General features: G+C 66.8%; 16 protein-coding genes, 1 tRNA gene and 1 pseudogene. 5 read left to right on the forward strand and 13 right to left on the reverse strand.

The window, feature by feature from the left end:
- Nucleotides 1-2 precede the first annotated feature (2 nt).
- Entirely contained in the window at nucleotides 3-917 is a 915-nt protein-coding gene (locus tag ACIA49_RS31565) for a carbohydrate ABC transporter permease (RefSeq protein ID WP_396381402.1), read from the reverse strand.
- 5 nt (nucleotides 918-922) lie between these two features.
- On the reverse strand, nucleotides 923-2,662 hold the full coding sequence (locus ACIA49_RS31570) for an extracellular solute-binding protein (protein ID WP_396381404.1): 1,740 nt from the start codon (nucleotides 2,660-2,662) through the stop codon (nucleotides 923-925).
- 159 nt (nucleotides 2,663-2,821) lie between these two features.
- Between ACIA49_RS31570 and ACIA49_RS31575 the strand changes: the two genes are divergently transcribed.
- The gene (locus ACIA49_RS31575; RefSeq protein ID WP_396381405.1) at nucleotides 2,822-3,292 is read left to right on the forward strand and encodes an NUDIX hydrolase; all 471 of its coding nucleotides are present in this window, start codon (nucleotides 2,822-2,824) and stop codon (nucleotides 3,290-3,292) included.
- Between the two features lie 50 nt (nucleotides 3,293-3,342).
- Here the strand turns inward: ACIA49_RS31575 and polA are convergent, their stop codons facing one another.
- Nucleotides 3,343-6,045: a DNA polymerase I gene (gene polA / locus ACIA49_RS31580; protein ID WP_396381406.1), complete on the reverse strand. Its 2,703-nt coding sequence runs from the start codon at nucleotides 6,043-6,045 to the stop codon at nucleotides 3,343-3,345.
- Nucleotides 6,046-6,130: 85 nt separating this feature from the next.
- On the opposite strand from polA, the gene ACIA49_RS31585 reads away from it, so the two are divergent.
- Complete coding sequence (locus ACIA49_RS31585) at nucleotides 6,131-6,550, forward strand: PaaI family thioesterase (RefSeq protein ID WP_391541823.1); 420 nt, start codon at nucleotides 6,131-6,133, stop codon at nucleotides 6,548-6,550.
- On the opposite strand, the gene ACIA49_RS31590 is transcribed toward ACIA49_RS31585, so the two are convergent.
- Nucleotides 6,513-7,133 (reverse strand): GNAT family N-acetyltransferase, encoded by a 621-nt coding sequence (locus tag ACIA49_RS31590; protein WP_396381408.1) that lies wholly within the window; start codon nucleotides 7,131-7,133, stop codon nucleotides 6,513-6,515. The genes ACIA49_RS31585 and ACIA49_RS31590 overlap by 38 nt on opposite strands.
- 131 nt (nucleotides 7,134-7,264) lie before the next feature.
- Here ACIA49_RS31590 and ACIA49_RS31595 point away from each other — a divergent pair, with 131 nt between their 5' ends.
- Complete coding sequence (locus tag ACIA49_RS31595) at nucleotides 7,265-8,005, forward strand: DUF554 domain-containing protein (protein ID WP_396381409.1); 741 nt, start codon at nucleotides 7,265-7,267, stop codon at nucleotides 8,003-8,005.
- Nucleotides 8,006-8,195: 190 nt separating this feature from the next.
- Here ACIA49_RS31595 and ACIA49_RS31600 read toward each other — a convergent pair whose 3' ends face one another.
- From ACIA49_RS31600 to ACIA49_RS31635, 8 genes and pseudogenes are all read right to left on the reverse strand, one after another.
- Nucleotides 8,196-8,912, reverse strand: a complete 717-nt coding sequence (locus ACIA49_RS31600) for an ABC transporter ATP-binding protein (RefSeq protein WP_396381623.1) — start codon at nucleotides 8,910-8,912, stop codon at nucleotides 8,196-8,198.
- A 32-nt stretch (nucleotides 8,913-8,944) separates the two neighbouring features.
- Nucleotides 8,945-9,922, reverse strand: coding sequence for an ABC transporter ATP-binding protein (locus ACIA49_RS31605; RefSeq protein ID WP_396381411.1), 978 nt, complete (start codon nucleotides 9,920-9,922; stop codon nucleotides 8,945-8,947).
- On the reverse strand, nucleotides 9,919-11,628 hold the full coding sequence (locus tag ACIA49_RS31610; protein WP_396381412.1) for a branched-chain amino acid ABC transporter permease: 1,710 nt from the start codon (nucleotides 11,626-11,628) through the stop codon (nucleotides 9,919-9,921). Before ACIA49_RS31610 ends, ACIA49_RS31605 begins: the two co-directional genes overlap by 4 nt.
- Nucleotides 11,625-12,584 carry a branched-chain amino acid ABC transporter permease gene (locus tag ACIA49_RS31615; protein WP_396381624.1) on the reverse strand — a complete coding sequence of 320 codons (960 nt, stop codon included), beginning with the start codon at nucleotides 12,582-12,584 and terminating at the stop codon, nucleotides 11,625-11,627. The genes ACIA49_RS31610 and ACIA49_RS31615 overlap by 4 nt, the downstream gene beginning before the upstream one ends.
- Nucleotides 12,585-12,599: 15 nt before the next feature.
- Nucleotides 12,600-12,938: pseudogene (locus tag ACIA49_RS31620) on the reverse strand (branched-chain amino acid ABC transporter permease); the annotation flags it as partial.
- Between the two features lie 83 nt (nucleotides 12,939-13,021).
- Nucleotides 13,022-14,263: a branched-chain amino acid ABC transporter substrate-binding protein gene (locus ACIA49_RS31625; protein ID WP_396381414.1), complete on the reverse strand. Its 1,242-nt coding sequence runs from the start codon at nucleotides 14,261-14,263 to the stop codon at nucleotides 13,022-13,024.
- Between the two features lie 394 nt (nucleotides 14,264-14,657).
- A complete protein-coding gene (locus ACIA49_RS31630) occupies nucleotides 14,658-15,245 on the reverse strand; it encodes an ANTAR domain-containing response regulator (RefSeq protein ID WP_396381415.1) in 588 nt (195 codons plus the stop codon).
- Nucleotides 15,246-15,261: 16 nt separating this feature from the next.
- Entirely contained in the window at nucleotides 15,262-15,759 is a 498-nt protein-coding gene (locus ACIA49_RS31635; RefSeq protein WP_396381416.1) for a hypothetical protein, read from the reverse strand.
- A gap of 361 nt (nucleotides 15,760-16,120) precedes the next feature.
- On the opposite strand from ACIA49_RS31635, the gene ACIA49_RS31640 reads away from it, so the two are divergent.
- Nucleotides 16,121-16,193, forward strand: a tRNA-Leu gene (locus ACIA49_RS31640).
- A gap of 35 nt (nucleotides 16,194-16,228) precedes the next feature.
- The gene (locus tag ACIA49_RS31645) at nucleotides 16,229-16,975 is read left to right on the forward strand and encodes a helix-turn-helix domain-containing protein (RefSeq protein WP_396381417.1); all 747 of its coding nucleotides are present in this window, start codon (nucleotides 16,229-16,231) and stop codon (nucleotides 16,973-16,975) included.
- On the opposite strand, the gene ACIA49_RS31650 is transcribed toward ACIA49_RS31645, so the two are convergent.
- Nucleotides 16,972-17,526 carry a TetR/AcrR family transcriptional regulator gene (locus ACIA49_RS31650; protein ID WP_396381418.1) on the reverse strand — a complete coding sequence of 185 codons (555 nt, stop codon included), beginning with the start codon at nucleotides 17,524-17,526 and terminating at the stop codon, nucleotides 16,972-16,974. The genes ACIA49_RS31645 and ACIA49_RS31650 overlap by 4 nt on opposite strands.
- Between the last annotated feature and the right edge of the window lie 58 nt (nucleotides 17,527-17,584).

The following is a 17,584-nucleotide window of genomic DNA, read 5'->3' on the forward strand; positions in this document are numbered from 1 at the left end:
CGTCAGCCTTTCAGCGAGCCGACCATGGCCCCCTTGACGAAGTGCTTCTGCACAAAGGGGTAGACCAGCAGGGGTGGGATGGTGGCGATCACGATCAGCGAGTACTTGAGCTGCTCCTGGAGTTCCTTCATCCGGATCAGCTCGGCGGTGTCGCGGACCTGGGACGGGTCGAACTGGTTCTGCAGCAGGATCTGGCGCAGCACCAGCTGCAGCGGGAACAGCTGCTCGTTGGTCAGGTAGATCAGCGCGCTGAACCACGAGTTCCACTGCGCGACCGCGTAGAAGAGCAGGTTGACCGCGATGATCGGTTTGCTCAGCGGCAGCACGATCCGCCAGAAGAAACCGAAGTCCGTGCAGCCGTCGACCTTCGCGGCCTCGACCAGCTCCTCGGGGATCGTGGCCTGGAAGAACGTCCGGGTGATGATCATGTTCCAGACCGCGAGGGCGGCGGGCAGGATGATCGCCCAGCGCGTGTTCAGCAGGCCGAGCCGGTCGACCACCAGGTACGACGGGATCAGGCCGCCGGAGAACATCATCGTGAACACGAACAGCGCCATGATGAGGCCCTTGCCCGGCAGGCCCTTGCGCGACAACGGGTAGGCCGCGAACAGGGTCAGGACGGTCGCCAGCAGCGACCCGCCGACGGCGTACAGGATCGAGTTCGAGAAGCCGCTGACGATCGAGTCGTAGTCGAAGACCGCCTTGAACGACTCGATGCTCAACCCGACCGGCCAGAGCCAGACCTTGCCGGAGACCACGTTCTTCGGATCGCTCAGCGAGGCGCTGAGCACGTAGACCAAGGGATACAGCACGGCCAGCGTGAACAGGCCGAGCGCGGTGTAGTTGCAGATCATCACGATCCGGTCCGACCGGGTCTCCTGGACCGGCGCGGGTGCACTCGCAGTCTCGATCGCCATCCTCATCACCCCTGGTAGGTCTCGTAGGCGGCCTGCTGGATCTCCAGGTACGGCTTCAGCCCGATCTGGCCGATCCGGCTCTTGTAGTCGTTCCACTGGCCGTCGTCGGCGGGGTCGAGCCGGCCGGTGACGAACTTGGCCATCGAGCCGGTCACCTCGGACTTGAGGTTCAGCCCGATCTCCGCGTCCAGCGCGGCCTGGTCGGCCTCGAGCGTTACCGGCGGGAACTGCTGCTCCATCGGCTGCCGGTGCGGGAACAGGTGATCGCGGGTCTGCTCGTACAGCGGCGACTCGAACGTCGGCTTCTTCGGGTCCACCCGCTCGGCCAGCCGGAAATCACCGGACCGGTACATGACGCCGTACTGGTCCCAGGTCTTGCCCTTGGTCGCGTCGGTGTTCCACGAGTCCATGCCGTAGATCGACTGCTTGCCGTTGATGCCCTTGTCGCCCTTGACCGACCAGCGGAAGTCCGGACCGGCGTACGAACGCAGGACGACCTCGAGATCGAGCTGATAGTCGGCCCACCGGACCAGCAGGTCAGGCCGCTTGCACTTGCGGGTCACCACCAGGGTCGACACCTCGAGACCGACCTTGAGGTAGTCCCACGGTGCGACCTGTACGCCGTTCGGTCCCTTCAGCGGGTCCATGGTCTCGTAATCGCGCCACCGGGCCTTGGGGTCGACGAGGTCCAGCGTCATCAACGTGCCCCAGTAATAGACGCGGGCGCCGCCGAGCAGCGCGGTGCCGGGGTTGTCGCCGTACCGTTTGATCTGGTCCTCGTTCGCGGTGAAGATGTCCTTCGCCAGCAGGCCGTCGGCGTACAGGCCGTGCAGGTACTTGAGTCCTTCGCGCCACTCGTCCTTGACGTAGTTGGCCTCGACCTTGCCGTCGTTGACGGCCAGCCACGGATCACCGGCGTTGTAGAGGAACGAGTTCATGAAGAACGTGTCCAGCGGCGCGTCCTTGTAGCCACCGAACGGGATCGTCTTGCCGCCGCCGGCGAGATCGGCCTTCTTGAAGGCGGTCAGCACCTCACGGAATTCATCGGTGGTCTCCGGCATCGCCAGCCCCACCTTGCGCAGCCACTCGGTGTTGAGCAGCGCGCGGCCGTTGGAGGCACGACAGTGATAGCAGTCGTTGAAGTCGGGGAAGCTGTAGACGCCCTTGTCCGGTGAGACCAGCAGCTTCGGCGTCTCGGGGTAGTCCTTCATCGCCAGCTGGAGGTTCGGGGCGTACCGCTCCAGGTACGGATTCAGGTCGACGAACAGGTTCTGCGCGCCGTACAGGTAGAGCTGCGAGCGGGTGAAGGTGATCCCGAGGAACGCGTCCGGGATGTCGCCGGCCGCCATCATCGCGTTGACCTTCGTCATCGTCTCCGGGTCGTTGCCCTTGCCGGCCACCTGCCGCCACTGGATCCGGATCCCGGTCTGCTGCTCCATCCAGCGGGTGAACTCGTTCTTGTTCCAGTCGCCGACGGTGAGACTCTGCGGGACCACCACGGTGAACGTCGCCGGCTCAGTCACGATCGTCTGCTGCCGCCGCGCCTTCGGACCGACGTACCCCGGTGGGTAGTTGATCCCCGGCTTCACCGGACCGAGCTCCGCGACCGGCTGGGTCAGGCTCTCCGGTGCCGCGCCCGCGTCCGCCGTACCGGAGCCGCAACCGCTCAGCAGGCCACTGCCGCCGGTCGCGGCGACTCCGAGTGCTCCGGCCACGAACGTCCGGCGCTTCACGTCCTTGCGCATCTCGCCTCCCGCTACGGTGTGTGAGATATCCGATAGGATCTACGATTCGGATGCCCCGCAGGATGGCAGAGATCGGATCTGTCCGAAAGGGGTGAAGGAGCGACCCCTACTACTTTCCTCAGGAAAGAAAGTTGCCGGGAGGTTCGCTAGGGTCGTCGCATGACGACCCCGAAGTTCATCCTCGAGCTGCGCGAGAAGATCGGTCACGACCTGCTCTGGCTCACCGGCCTGACCGCCGTCGTCCTCGACGACCACGACCAGGTCCTCCTGGTCCAGCGCGCCGACAGCGGCCACTGGTCCCTGCCCGCCGGCATCCTCGAGCCCGGCGAACAACCGGCCGTCGCCCTGGTCCGCGAGATCCACGAAGAGACCGCCGTCCACGCCGAGGTCGAGCGCCTCCTCAACGTCGAGTCGTTCCCGCCGCACACCTACCCCAACGGCGACCAGGTGCAGTTCCTCGACCTCTGCTTCCGCTGCCACCCCATCTCCGGCGAAGCCCGCGTCAACGACGAGGAGTCCACCGACGTCCGCTGGTGGCCCCTCGCCAACCTCCCACCCCTGCGCGACGAAGAACTCCGTTTCATCAAGCGGGCTCTCTCCCCCGACGAAGCGCCGTACTACGTCACCTGAAATGCAACGAGCGCCGGCCTTGCCGGCCGGCGCTCGTCGTAGGGCAGGTGCTAGTGGGCGGCTTCGTGCCAGGTGCGGCCTACGCCGACGGAGACGTCGAGGGGGACGTCCATGTCGACGGCGGCGCCCATGTCGCGGCGGACGAGCTCTTCCAGCTGGTCGCGTTCGCCGGGGGCCACTTCGAAGACCAGTTCGTCGTGGACCTGGAGGAGCATCCGGGACTGCAGGCCCGAGGACTTCAGCGACGAGTCCACCTTGAGCATGGCCATCTTGATGACGTCGGCGGCCGAGCCCTGGATGGGGGCGTTCAGGGCCATCCGCTCGGCCATCTCGCGGCGCTGGCGGTTGTCGCTGGTGAGGTCGGGCAGGTAGCGGCGGCGGCCGAGGATGGTTTCGGTGTAGCCGCTCTTGCCGGCCTCGAGGACGATGCTGCGCAGGTAGTCGCGGACGCCACCGAAGCCCTCGAAGTACTCGTCCATCAGGCCCTTGGCCTCGTCGACGCCGATCTTCAGCTGCTGGCTCAGCCCGTACGCCGACAGGCCGTAGGCGAGGCCGTAGTTCATCGCCTTGATCTTGGCGCGCTGCTCCTGGGTGACCTCGCCCGGCTCGACCTGGAAGACCCGCGACGCGGTCACCGAGTGGAAGTCCATGCCGGAGTTGAAGGCCGCGATCAGGCCCTCGTCCTTCGAGACGTGCGCCATGATCCGCATCTCGATCTGGCTGTAGTCGGCCGACATCAGCGACTCGTAGCCCTCGCCGACGACGAACGCCTGCCGGATCCGGCGGCCCTCCTCGGTGCGGATCGGGATGTTCTGCAGGTTCGGGTCGGTGGAGCTGAGCCGGCCCGTCGCGGCGATCGTCTGGTTGAACGTGGTGTGGATCCGCGCATCCCGCGGGCTGATCGTCTTGAGCAGACCCTCGACGGTCTGCCGCAGCCGGGTCGCGTCGCGGTGCGCGAGCAGGTACGCCAGGAACGGGTGCTCGGTCTTCTCGAACAGCGCCTGCAGCGAATCCGCGTCCGTGGTGTAGCCGGTCTTGGTCCGCTTCGTCTTCGGCATCTGCAGCTCGTCGAACAGCACCACCTGCAACTGCTTGGGCGAACCGAGGTTGATCTCCTTGCCGATCACCTCGTACGCCGCGGTCGCCGCCTCGCGCACACCGGTCGCGAACCGCTCTTCCAGCTCCTCGAGATACGAGCGGTCGACCGCGATGCCGTCGCGCTCCATCCCGGCGATCACGTCGATCAGCGGCAGCTCGACCTCCGCGAGGAGCGCCGTACCGGCCTGCTTCTCGAGCTCGGCGTCGAGCGTGTCCGCGAGGTCGGCGATCGCGCGCGCCCGCAGCATCGTGTGGTCCGCGGCCGGACCGCCTTCGACGTCGTCGAAGCTGAGCTGACCATTCTCGACCTCTTCGGTCCGGAGCTCACGCTTCAGATACCGCACGGTCAGGTCGGCCAGGTCGTAGGACCGCTGGTCCGGACGCGCCAGATACGCACTCAGCTGGGTGTCCGAGCTGAGGCCGGCCAGCGTCCAGCCGCGCTCCAGGAAACCGAGCAGCGGGCCCTTCGCATCGTGCAGAGCCTTGGGCTGCTTCGGATCCGCGAGCCACGCCTTCCAGGCGGTCTCGTCTTCTGACGTCAGCACGGTCGGGTCGAACCACGCCGCCGCACCTTCGGTGTTGGCCAGCGCCAGCCCCGTGATCTCCCCGGTCCCGCGCCCCCAACTGCCCTGCACCGCGACGCCGACGCGCTGACCGGCACTCACGTGCTTCTGCAGCCAGGCCGCGACCTCGCCCGGCTTCAGCTGCACACCATCCAGCTCGAAACCCTGCTCGACCGTCGCGTCGACCTCTTCGTGCTCGGCGACCAGCCGCTCGCGCAGCACCCGGAACTCCAGGCTGTCGAACAGCGTGTGCACCCGCTCGCGGTCCCACGGCACCCGGACCAGGTCGTCGACGGTGACATCGAGGGTGAGGTCACGGATCAGCTCGTTGATCTGCCGGTTCCGGATCACGTCGGACAGGTGCTCGCGCAGCGACTCACCGGCCTTGCCCTTGATCTCGTTGACACGGTCGATCACATCGTTCAGCGAACCGAACTGGTTCAGCCACTTGGCCGCAGTCTTGTCACCGACGCCCGGAACGCCGGGCAGGTTGTCGCTCTTCTCCCCCACCAGCGCGGCCAGGTCAGGATACAGCCGCGGGGGAACGCCGTACTTCGCCTCGACCGCGGCCGGGTCCATCCGGGCGATCTCGGAGACCCCGCGCTTGGGGTAGAGCACCGTGACGTTCTCGTTGACGAGCTGGAACGAGTCGCGGTCACCGGAGCTGATCAGCACCTCGAAGCCCTGCTCGGAGGCCTGGGTCGCCAGCGTCGCGATGATGTCGTCGGCCTCCCAGCCGTCGATCTCCGTGGTCGGGATCCGGAGCGCGTCCAGGACCTCCTTGACCAGCGACACCTGTCCCTTGAACTCGTCCGGGGACTTCGTCCGGCCGGCCTTGTACTCCGTGTACTGCTCGGAGCGGAAGGTCTTGCGGGACACGTCGAACGCGACGCAGATGTGCGTCGGCTGCTCGTCGCGGAGCATGTTGATCAGCATCGAGGTGAACCCGTACACCGCGTTGGTGTGCTGCCCGGTCGAGGTGGAGAAGTTCTCCACCGGCAGCGCGTAGAACGCGCGGTACGCAAGCGAATGCCCGTCGAGCAGCAGGACCCGCGGGCGGCCGTTTCCTGCCACCGCAGCATCCTTGGTCATCGTCGAAGAGTCGGTATCTGGAGCCACACACCGACTCTAGTGCTTCCCTGGGACAGTTTCCGAACACGGCGGTTAGGCTGCTGCGGTGACAGATATCAACGCGCTCCCGCCCGGCATGGACGTCGAAGGCAGCCTGCTGCAACTGATGGGCATCACGATCAGCGAGGCCTCCCCGGAGCGGGTCGTCGCGACCATGCCGGTCAAGGGCAACACCCAGCCGTACGGACTGCTGCACGGCGGCGCGTCCTGCGTGCTCGCCGAGAGCCTCGGTTCGGTCGGTGCCGCGCTGCACGCCGCGTCGTACGGGAAGGTCGCGGTCGGTGTCGACATCAACGCCACCCACCACCGCGCCGTCCGCGACGGGTCGGTCACCGGGGTCGCGACCCCGATCTACCTCGGCCGGACCACCGCGTCGTACGAGATCGTCATCACCGACGACCGCGACAAGCGGGTCTGTACGGCGCGGATCACCTGCCAGCTGATTCAGGCTCCGGCGGGTAGCTGACCGACTCGGCCAGGGCCGGCCGCGCGAGCTGAGCGCGGCGCTGGCCGATCACGGACCGTCGCGACGACAGCAGGGCGAGCAGGTTCGGCGCGTGCTCGGCGGCGAGCCGGCGGGCGACCGTGTGCGTGTTCGCGAACCGCAGTACGCCGGCCTGTCCGAGCCCGAGCCTGGCCAGGAACCGGTTCGCCTCCCGGGCGATCGCCGGTGCGACGACGGCCAGGTGCGGGCAGCTCTCGTGCTCGGCCCAGGCGACCGCCTCGGCGATCATCGCCTTGCCCAGTCCGTGCCGACGGGCCGCGTCACTGACGTGCAGGTACTCGACCGTGAGCGTGGTGTCGTCGTGCAGGGGGCTGACCGCCGCCCGACGCAGGTAGGCCATCGCGTGCACCTGGCCGTCCAGCTCCCCGACGACCAGCCGGCCCGACGGGTCGGACAGATGCTTGCTGACGGCAACCTCCACCGCGGCGACCGTCGGCACCCCCGGCAAGCGGCTGGCACCGGTCGTGGTCAGCTCACGCCACAGCGCGACCAAAGCGGCGGCATCACCCCGCTGGGCGTCCCTCACCGCAATGGCAGCTGCCACAGCGACCTCCTGGGTCTGGTCCACCCCCGAGGTGAACGGAACGGGCCCGATATACGCTCGCCCTCGCGCAACAGTAGGCCCTCAGGGGTCACTTGCAAAGCTGCGCCCTGCAGAGTGAGCGGAGACCTGGTTTGTTCATCGGAATCGGCACTGTCGTCAACGTTGCAACGGTTCTGGCCGGGTCGACACTCGGTGTGCTCGTCGGGCATCGGCTGAGTCACCGCACCCGCGATCTGGTCACCGACGCACTAGGCCTGGTGACACTGCTGATCGCGATCACCTCGGCACTCACCGTGGGCGACAAGGCCCTCAGCGACGCGGTCGGCGACAGCGCACCTGTACTCATCGTGCTCGGCGCGATGCTGATCGGCGGCATCACGGGCTCACTGCTCCGGATCGAGCAGCGGCTGGAGGGATTCGGCGCCTGGCTGCAGCACCGGTTCCGACGCGCCGACGGTGAGAGCACCTTCGTGGAAGGATTCGTCACCGCGTCGATGGTCTTCTGCGTCGGCCCGCTGACGTTCCTCGGCGCGTTGTCCGACGGACTCGGTCGCGGCGCGGACCAGCTGTTCCTCAAGGCGGTGCTCGACGGCTTCGCCTCGATCGCGTTCGCCGCGTCCCTCGGCTGGGGCGTGATGGCGTCGGCGCTCGTCGTACTGGTGATCCAGGGCCTGATGACCGCGGTCGGCGCCGTACTGGGCGACGTACTGCCCGAAGCCCACGTGACCGCGCTGGGGGCCACTGGTGGGGTGATGCTGATCGGTGTTGCTCTGCGACTGCTGAAGATCAAGCAGATCGCGGTCGCGGACATGCTGCCCGCCCTGATCGTCGCGCCCCTCCTCGTTCAGCTGCTGGTGGTTCTCCGCAGCTGACCACTCCCCACCGGGCCATCCCCCACCCCGACCATCCCCCACCCGACCATCCCCCACCCGACCATTTCGCTGGCCGGCCATTTCGCTGGCCGGCCATTTCGCTGGCTAGCCAGCGAAATTGGGGGTTCCGTACCCTGGTTCAGAGTGCGGAACCCCCAATCTGCCTGGCTAGCCAGGCAAATGCGGTCGGTCAGTCCTCGCCGAGGTAGGCCTTGCGGACGTCGTCGTTGACCAGGAGCTCGCGGCCGGTGCCGGACAGTTTGATCTGACCGACCTCCAGCACGTAGCCGAAGTCCGCCCGCTTCAGGGCGGCCTGGGCGTTCTGCTCCACCAGCAGGATCGTGGTGCCCTGCTTCTGCAGCTCGGTCACCGTCGACATGATCCGCTTCATCATGATCGGCGACAGACCCATCGACGGCTCGTCCAGCATCAGCAGCTTCGGCCGGCTCATCATCGCCCGGCCCATCGCCAGCATCTGCTGCTCACCACCGGAGAACGTCCCGGCCGGCTGCTTGCGCCGCTCCCCCAGGATCGGGAACAGGTCGTACGCCGCATCCAGGTCGGTGCGGACACCGGCCGGGTCCCGGCGCGAGAACGCGCCGAGCAGCAGGTTCTCCTCGACGGTCAGCCGCGGGAAGATCCGCCGGCCCTCCGGCGAGTGCGCCAGCCCGCGGGTGACGATGTCGTGCGCGGCGACGTTGTCGATCCGCTCGCCCTGGAACCAGATCTCGCCGTGGGTCGGCCGGAGCAGACCCGAGATCGTCCGCAGCGTGGTGGTCTTGCCGGCGCCGTTGGTGCCGATCAGCGACACCACCTGCCCCTGCTCCACGCTGAAGCTGATCTTCTTCACCGCGACGATCTTGCCGTAGGCAACCTCGAGGTCGCGGACCTCGAGCATCGCCGTCAGCGGCCGGTCCTGCGTGCTGTCAGGTGCTGTCGTCATGCCTGCACCTCCTCGTCGTCATCGTCGTCGTCCTCGCCGGTGCCGATGTAGGCCTCGATCACCCGCGGGTCGGACTGCACCTCACCCGGTGTGCCCTCGATCAGGGTCTCACCACGGACCAGGCAGAGCACCCGGTCACAAAGGTTGAAGATGAACCGCATGTCGTGCTCGATCACCACGACCGCCAGGCCGGCGTCCCGGATCTTGAAGATCAGGTCCATCGCCTGCTTGGTCTCCTGCGGGTTCATCCCGGCCGTCGGCTCGTCCAGCAGGATGAGCTTCGGGTCGGTGGCCAGCGCCCGCGCGATCTCGAGCCGCCGCTGGTCGCCGTACGGCATGTTCCGGGCCAGGTGCTCGGCCGACCGGCCGAGCCCGACGAACTCGAGCAGCTCCTGGGCACGGGCCCGGGTGGCCGCCTCCTCGCGACGGAACTTCGGGCCGTGCAGCACCGAGGTGAGCGCACCCGCCGACGTCCGGCAGTACCGGCCGACCATGACGTTCTCGAGCGCCGTCATGTTCGCGAACAACCGGATGTTCTGGAACGTCCGGGCCATTCCGGCCCGGACGACCGCCCGCGGCTTGGGCGGCAGCGCCGCGAGGGCGCTCGCCACCGGCGGAGTCAGGGTGACCGACGCCGGAGCCTGCTGCGGAATCTCCAGCTCCTCCAGCGTCGTCTCCTGGCCGTTGATCGCGACCTTCCGCTTGATCGGCCGCTGCGCCTTCTGGTACGGCGTCGGCGCGAACCGCACCTGGCCGCTGGTCGGCTTGTAGAGCCCGGTCAGACAGTTGAAGAACGTCGTCTTGCCGGCACCGTTCGGGCCGATCAGTCCGACGATCTCGCCCTGGCGGACGGTCAGGTTGACGTTGTTGACCGCCAGCAGACCACCGAAGCGCATCGTCACACCGGTTGCCTCGAGCACCGGTTCGCCGACGGTCGGTGCCGCAGTGGCCGGCACCGTGTCCTGGACGCTCATTTCGCCTCCTCGACGAGCTGGCTCTCCACTGCTTCGGCCAGGTGCTCGTCCTCCTCGTGGAACTCGAGCTGCCGCCGTCTGCTCGCCACCAGCCCCTCGGGCCGGAAGCGCATCATCAGCACCAGCGTGATGCCGAACAGCAGCAGCCGGTACTCCGAGAAGAACCGCAGCTTCTCCGGCAACAGCTTCAGGATCGTTGCTCCCAGCAACACACCGGCGATGGTGCCCATCCCGCCGAGCACGATCGCGGCGAGCAGGAACGCCGACTCCAGGAAGATGTACTGGTCCGGGCTGACCGCGCCGTCCTGGTGGGCCTTGATGGTGCCGGCCAGACCGGCCAGGAACGCACCGACCGCGAACGCGAGCAGCTTCAGCCCGAAGACGTTCACGCCCATCGCCTCGGCCGCCTTCTCGTCCTCCCGGATCGCCACCCAGCCGCGCCCGATCCGGCTGTTGTTCAGCCGGGAGAACGTCAGGATGACACCGCCGGTCAGGATCAGCAGCAGGAAGTAGTAGTTCGAGAAACGGGTCAGCTCGAACCCGAACGGCGCCCGGGTGGTGCCGAAGTCGAAGCCGAACAGCACCAGGTCCGGGATACCGGGGATACCGTTCGGCCCGTTGGTCAGGTTCGGGCCGTTGTTGCCGTCCAGGTTGAACATCGCGAACCGGAAGATCTCACCGAAGCCCAGCGTCACGATGGCCAAATAGTCACCCGAGACGCGCAGCGTCGGCGAACCGATCACCAGACCCAGCAGGGCCGCGACACAGGCACCGACCAGGACCACCACCAGGAACGGCGGCTTCCAGCCGATCGTCGCGAACGCCGACTCCGACAGGGTCGCCGCGACGTACGCACCCGAACCCAGGAACGCGATGTACCCGAGGTCGAGCAGACCGGCCAGACCGACGACGATGTTCAGGCCCATCGCGGTGGCCGCGAAGACCAGCACCGAGGTCGCGATCGACATGTTCGCGTCCGACCCGTTCTGCGTGAACGGGAACAGGAACGCCACCGCGAACGACGCCAGCGTCAGCACCTTGCGGTGCCGCTGCCCGGCGTGCGACAGCCACGACATCGCGCCGGTCCGGAACAGCGCCACCACGACCGTGGTGATGAACACCAGGCAGAGGATGAACGACCAGGCGTCCTCGAGCCCGAGCGCGTACGCCGCGACGAACAGCAGCGCTGCCATCAGCACCGCGATCGCGAGGATGTCGGCCCAGGCCGGCAGCTTCGCCTCGCTCATCGACCGCAACTGCCGCAACGGCAGCATCCAGGCGCCGACAGCGATCAGGAGCCCGCCGGCCAGCGTGACGTAACCACCGGGGTTGACGTTGATCAGGCCGTCGGACTCGGTCGAGATCGCGGCCAGCACCAGCACCATGTAGAACGACAGGCCGGCGCCGAGCGCGCGCAGGCCGGTGGCCGAGTCCACAAAGGAACCCAGACCGCCCAGCAGGCCCTTCTCGATCAGCAGCAGCACGAGTGCGACCACCGCGACGATGATCGTCAGGATCTGCAGACCGCCGGGATAGAAGTCGATCGACAGGTCGTTCAGGATCGTGCCGTCGTAGCTCCAGGACAGGAACGACCCGACGATCACCAGGGCCACCCCGGCCAGGCCGAGCGGCCAGGCGATCGGCTTGGCCTTCGGCGGGGCCGGAACCTCCGGCACCGCCGCGGTTTCGGTACGTACGTCCGTCATGCGCGGTCCACCACCCTCGCGCCCAGCAGGCCCTGCGGCCTGAACACCAGTACCAGAATCAGGATCACGAACGCCCAGACGTCCTTCCAGGTGCTACCACCGAACTGCCCGGGGATGTACTGCGTCGCCATCGCCTCGACGACCCCGAGCACGAGGCCACCGACGACAGCGCCGTAGATGTTGCCGATACCACCCAGTACGGCGGCGGTGAACGCCTTCAGACCGGCCAGGAAGCCCATCCGGTACTGGATGTTGCTGTTCTGCAGTCCCTGCGATACACCTGCGATCGCAGCGAGCACAGCGCCCAGGGCGAACGCGACCACGATGATCCGGTCGACGTTGATGCCCATCAGGCGAGCGGTGTCCGGGTCCTGCGAGACGGCCTGCATACCGCGGCCGACGCGGGTCCGGTTGATGAAGAACCACAACCCGATGGCGCAGATCGCCAACGCCGCGACCGTGAAGATCGCCGAGCGCTGGATCGTCACGCCGCCCACGCTGAGCGCCGTACCGGAGACCACGTCGAGCTGCGGGAACGGGATGCTCTGCTTGGCACTCGGCCAGTCGACATGGGTGATCAGCGTCCGCCAGAGCACCCAGCCGATCTCGGCCGCGACCGCCGCGACGACCGCAGCCGTGGCGATCGTCCGCGGGCTGAACGTGACGCGAGCCGTCTTCTTGGCCAGCGATGCCGCGAGCAGACCGATGCCCGTCCCGACAACCGCTCCGACGACGATCACGCCGACAGTGAGCACACCCAGGTCACGGGTGACCAGGCGGGCGACGATCCAGAGCAGGACGGCACCGCCGGCCGCACCGAGCAGCGGGGCCCGATCGGACCACTTGGACACCGGGTGGTTCAGGTTCGGCCGGCCGGGCCGCGCGCCGGCGACGTACCCGAGTGCGAGCGCGCCACTGGCGAACACGACGACCGTCCAGGCCGGCTGGTCGTACATCAGCCGGATGAACTCCTGGAGGAACACCGAGATGCCGATCGCGGTGATCAGTGGCGCCAGCCGTGGCGCGTTCCGCAGGGGACGGTACGCGACACGTTCCATCAGCACCGCGGTGCCGACCGACGCGATCATCGCGCCGATGATCATCACCGGCAGGATCCAGACCGAGGTCTTGCCCTCGAAGAACAACAGGTATGTGGTCAGTGCGCCGAACGCACCGATCATGAACACCTCGCCATGGGCGAAGTTGATGAGCTGCACGATGCCGTAGACGACGGTGTACCCGACGGCGATCAGGGCGTACAGCGATCCCAGGGTCAGCCCATTGACGAGCTGCTGGAAGAACTGGTCCACGTCGACCTCCCAACTGCCTCAGTTCCGACATGCCACGGGGGCGGGAGGATCACTCCCACCCCCGAGACATGAGGTCGACTTGCTTACTTGGTTTCGAACGCCTTGGTCTCCACGGTGGCCCACGCACCCGCGTCGACCTTGTAGACCGTCAGCACCTTGGAGGTGCTGTCGCCGTACTGGTCGAACGCGACCTTGCCGGTCACGCCGTCGAAGGAAACCTGGCTCATGGCATCGACCGTCTTCTGCCGGGCCGACTCCACGTCCGAGGCCCCGGCCAGCGACGTCTTCAGCGCGTTGATGATCGCGTTGGCGGCGTCGTAGGAGTAACCGCCGTACGCGGCGGAGTCCTCCTTGTAACCGGCGGTCTTGTAGTCGGCGAGGAACTTCTTGCCGGCCTCGGTCGAGTCGGTCGGGGCGCCGACCGAGGTCGAGAGGTCGTTGGTGCTGTTCTTACCGGCCAGCGTGATGTACTTCGGGTCCTTGATGCCGTCGCCGCCCATCAGCGGGACGTTCAGGCCGGCGGCCTTCATCTGCTGCGACAGCGGCCCGGCCTGCGGGTACTCACCGCCGTAGTAGATCGCCTGCGGCCCGGCCGGCTTGACCGCCGAGATGACCGCGTTGAAGTTCGTGTCGTCGGGGTTGATCGTCTGCGCCGCGACGACGGTGCCACCGAGCTTCTTGAACTCCTCGGTGAAGGTGCCGACCAGACCCTGGCCGTAGGCCTTCTTGTCGTGGATCGTGGCGACCTTGGTGATCTTCGCGGTCTCGTACAGGTACCGGGCCGCGAACGGGCCCTGGACCGCGTCGGTCGTGCAGGTCCGGAAGTAGTTGGTGTACGGGCGCTTCGGCGCCGTCTGCCAGTCCGCACCCTGGGTCAGGCCCGGGCCGGTGTTGGCCGGCGAGACCTGGACGATGTGCTTCGGGTCGAGCACCGGCTGCACCTGCTGGGCGACGCTGGTGTTCAGCGTGCCGACGACGCCGATGACGTCCTTGTCGCCGGCCAGCGCGGTGGCCGCGTTCTTGCCCGGCTCGGTCTTGCCCTCGTCGTCCTTCGGCACGGCCTCGAGCTTCCAGCCCGGGATCGTGTTGTTGTCGTTGGCCTGCTTGATGGCCAGCTCGACGGAGTGCTGGATACCGAGGCCCAGCGCCGACAGGTCACCCGACAGCGGGGCGATGATGCCGATCTTGGCGGTCTTGGTGCTGCCGCCACTCCCCCCGGCGTTGTCGCCACCACTGCGAGAACCGCAGGCAGTCAGGGCCAACGACGCAACGATCAGCGACGCGCCGACCCTTACTACGGAACGCTGGTGCACTGTTCCTCCCATGTCTGGATAGTCCGGCCGATCCCCGGACTCCCGCGTTTGCCGCGAGCATCCGCAGGTTAGACCGCCGGGTGCTCCCAAGCGAACAGCGCACTGGCTGTGTTGTGAGGTCGTTACAGCTGTAAGGACCATCTTGCATTCTGAGAACTGTCCCAGCGCTAATCCGATGACACAGAGTCAGTAGATCAGTCGATTGCGTGAAGGATCACGACTCTGAAATTGCCGCATCCGGTACCGTCCGTGACAAATCTTCACCAGATATCACCTTCGGGTGACAATCCGTGCCCCTGCGGACCGCACACCGCCGGTACGTCGCCCGTCCGCCCCGGCCCGCGGTCGCCCCGACGGGCAGTTCGCGTGATCGATGCCGTCGGCAACCAGGCCGCCGTACCGGCGATCAGCTGCCGCCGGCCTCGTCCACCACCAGCTCGGCCACCTGCCGCATCGACACCCGCTTGTCCATCGCGGTCTTCTGGATCCACCGGAAGGAGTCCGGCTCCGACAGCCCGAACTTGGTCTGCAGCACCGACTTCGCCCGGTCCACCAGCTTGCGCGTCTCCAGCCGCTCGGCCAGATCCGCCACCTCGCGCTCCAGCTCGGCCAGCTCCACATATCGCGACGCCGCGATCTCGATCGCCGGCAACAGGTCCGCCTTCGAGAACGGCTTCACCAGATAAGCCATCGCCCCCGCGTCCCGCGCCCGCTCCACCAACTCACGCTGCGAGAACGCCGTCAGCATCAGCACCGGCGCGATCCGCTCCCCCGCGATCTTCTCCGCCGCGCTCAGCCCGTCCAGCTTCGGCATCTTCACGTCCAGGATCACCAGATCCGGCCGCAACTCGCTCGCCAGCCGGATAGCCTCCTCCCCGTCCCCCGCCTGCCCGACGACGTCGTACCCCTCCTCGGCCAGCATCTCGGCCAGATCCATCCGGATCAACGCCTCGTCCTCAGCGATCACCACACGCTTAGCAGTCACGGTGAACACTGTATCGAGCCCCCTCTCAACTCTTCGGACCGACGAACGTATCAAGCCTCTCCACCCCTTCCTTCCGACTCACCGCGATCACATTCCGCCGCGGCTGCCGCCAAGGAATCCCCAGCACATCCAACGCGTCGGTCAGGATCTTCCGAATGTCGTCGGACTCGTTGGCGAACTGGTAGCGCACGTATTCGTATCGCTTGTCTCGTCCTGGCTTGCTCGCCCAGTTCAAGATCCGGCAGCCGTCCGAGTGAAACAGTCCCCGCAGGAGCTGTTCGGGGTACTCGGCAACGATCTCGAGCTGCCAGTCCACCAACTCGATCTTGCGCAGGTGCTTCCGCCCAGGCCCATGCTGCGGAAACACACAAGGCCAGTGCTTCCACCGCGCCTCGGTCATAATCGCCCCTGGCCGGCTCCGTGGAACCGGACTTGCCGTCGGCTTCACCCGAACGATCGTCTCGACGATCTCCCGATTGAGATCCGCATACTTGGCATCGTTGGCGATCTGCAGCGTGAACACACCTCGCCGAGCCCTGGCGATGGAGCCGTCGCCCAGATACCACCCCAGCAGCAACGCGTACGCCGCTTCATCCAGGTACGCGCCGTCACACCGCGGACACGGCGTCCCTTGAAATCCGGTCCCACGCGGCAGCCCGCGCCGCTGATACAGCCTCCGCCACCGCCGGATCGTCTTGATGGCAACGCCATGTTTGGCCGCGTTGGCCCGGTCACTGAACCCCTCGTCCGACATCCGCAACGCGGAATCAACCGTCTCCTGCGACCTGATGTGCCCCATGCCTCATGCTCTCGAAGCCGACCGACAATTTGCGGTTCAGGCACCTCGATGGGCTAGGATCTAGAACTGACAAATATCGCCAGAAGCCCTGGTAATCCAACGGCAGAGATGATGCTCTCAAACAGCATACAGTGTGGGTTCGAATCCCACCCAGGGCACAGTTTTCGTCTGTAGGGCTTGCGATTCTCGTCTTGTGTACGACGAGAAGGTGCGGATCGAGGCCCGTGAGGCGATGGCGCGTGGTGAGAGCCTCAGCGCGATCGGCAAGCGTCTTGGGGTGAGTCGTTCCACTCTGCGCGACTGGCGTGACAACGCCGACCGGGAGCCACGATCGAGTGGGTGTCCGCGATGCACCGAACAGCCGATGTCTGCGGAGTACGCGCATCTGCTCGGGTGGTATCTAGGCGACGGCTGCCTGTCGGAGCATCGGCGGCAGGTGTACGCGTTGCGGATCGCGTGCGACGACAAGTACCCGCGGCTGACCGACGAGGTCGCGGCGGTGATCGCCGCCGTACATCCGACTCGGCCGGTGCATCGGACGCAGGCCATTGGCTACACCTCGGTGGTGTCGTACTGGAAGCACTGGCCTTGTCTGTTTCCTCAGCAGGGTTCGGGCCCGAAGCACCTGCGGCGGATCGAGCTGGCGGCTTGGCAGCAAGAGATCGTCGCCGCGCAACCGGAGCTCTTCGTCCGTGGGTTGTTCAACTCCGACGGGTGCCGGGCGGCGAACTGGGCGACGCGGAGTGTCGGCGGGGTGGTGAAGCGGTACGAGTATCCGCGGTACCAGTTCTCCAACGAGTCGGCCGACATCATGGGGTTGTGCCAGGAGGCACTCACGCGGCTCGGCGTTCCTTGGCGGATGCCGCGGCGGAACGCGTTGTCGGTTGCGCGGCGGGAAGGTGTGGCCCGACTCGACGAACTGGTGGGGCCGAAGGCTTAGTGCTCGCGCCCGGCGAGGAACGTGCGGGCTAGCTCGGCGGGGTTGAGGTGGGCTGGGTTTTGGCCGGTCATGATGGCGTAGAAGGTGGGGCCGATGAGGTGGGGGGCGGCTTGGTCCGGGGAGGCGGCGGGGAGGGCTTGGGCGAGGAGTGTGCGGGCGCTGTCGCCTAGGACGTCTTTGGTGGCTACCAGGCGGGCTACTTCGGGGTCGTGCTGGGCTTCGCCGAGGAGGGCTCGGTAGGCGATGCCGGCTTGGGAGTGGGCGAGGAAGTGGATGAGGGCCGTCAGGTAGGCGGCGAGGTCTGCTTGGGGGTTGCCGGTGGGGGTTACGGCTAGTTCTTCTTCGGCGTCGGTGGCGCTGGCCTCGAAGAGGATCTCGGCCTTGGTGGACCACCAGCGGTAGACCGTTTGGCGGGAGACGCCGGCGCGTTCGGCGATGCCTTTCATGGACATGGCCGCGTAGCCGGATTCGACGAGGAGGTCGTCGACGGCGTGCAGGACGGCTTCTCTGGCCTGTTCGCTGCGCGGGCGGCCGACCTTGGCGTGCTCCATGACAGCACTATACCTGGACACGGTGACTCGATATTGCTAGATTACTGGACACAGTGCA

This window comes from Kribbella sp. NPDC051587 (assembly GCF_044453945.1).
Lineage (GTDB): Bacteria > Actinomycetota > Actinomycetes > Propionibacteriales > Kribbellaceae > Kribbella.